Origin of the sequence: Arsenicibacter rosenii (assembly GCF_001870735.1) — a bacterium.
Lineage (GTDB): Bacteria > Bacteroidota > Bacteroidia > Cytophagales > Spirosomataceae > Arsenicibacter > Arsenicibacter rosenii.
This window is the reverse complement of record NZ_MORL01000224.1, coordinates 1-651: the sequence shown is the minus strand read 5'-3', so window position 1 is coordinate 651 and position 651 is coordinate 1. Positions and strand designations below refer to the sequence as shown.

Below are 651 nucleotides of genomic sequence, written 5' to 3'. Positions count from 1 at the left end.
TCTGGCGGGTATGGCACAAAATGCCAATTTAGGTTTCCATCCGGTTTATCTTTGTCTGGCAATCGGCAGCGGGGCCAAACTCATACCGTGGATGAATGATGCCGGTTTCTGGATTATGTGTAAGACCAGTAACCTCACGGAGCAGGAAGCGCTGAAGACCATTGCCCCCATGCAAAGCCTGATGGGTATCACGGGCCTGCTGCTGACCATGCTGGCCGCTCAGCTGTTCCCGCTTGTATAAAGTTCCTGCGACAGGCTTCGGGCCTCGTCTAACTTGTTTTACGGCATGGATAAACCAACCAACAATAACGTCATTAAAACCACACCGCAGGATAATGTTGCCATCGTGGCCAATCCTCAGGGGTTGCCCCGTGGGACCAGGGTTCTGAACGACATTGTGCTGACCGAAGATATACCGATGGGCCACAAGGTAGCGCTTGTCGATTTCAGCATTGGTGATGCCGTGTTACGGTATGGCCACATTATCGGCTACGCGAAAACTCCGGTTAGCCAGGGCAGCTGGGTAAATGAGTTTAACATCGGCCTGCCCCAACCGCCTGCGCTGGACGAAATTTCCTACACGCAACCGGCTCATCACGACACTGATCCGCTGGAGGGCTACACCTTTGAGGGCTTTCGGAATGCCGATGG

At 53.6% G+C, this 651-nt stretch carries 2 protein-coding genes; both read left to right on the top strand.

Annotated elements, in window-relative coordinates:
* On the top strand, positions 1–241 hold a 241-nt coding region (locus tag BLX24_RS30965), incomplete at its 5' end, for a GntT/GntP/DsdX family permease (protein ID WP_218160752.1).
* 45 nt (positions 242–286) lie between these two features.
* Positions 287–651: UxaA family hydrolase (locus BLX24_RS30960; RefSeq protein ID WP_218160751.1), on the top strand; the 365-nt coding region annotated here is incomplete at its 3' end.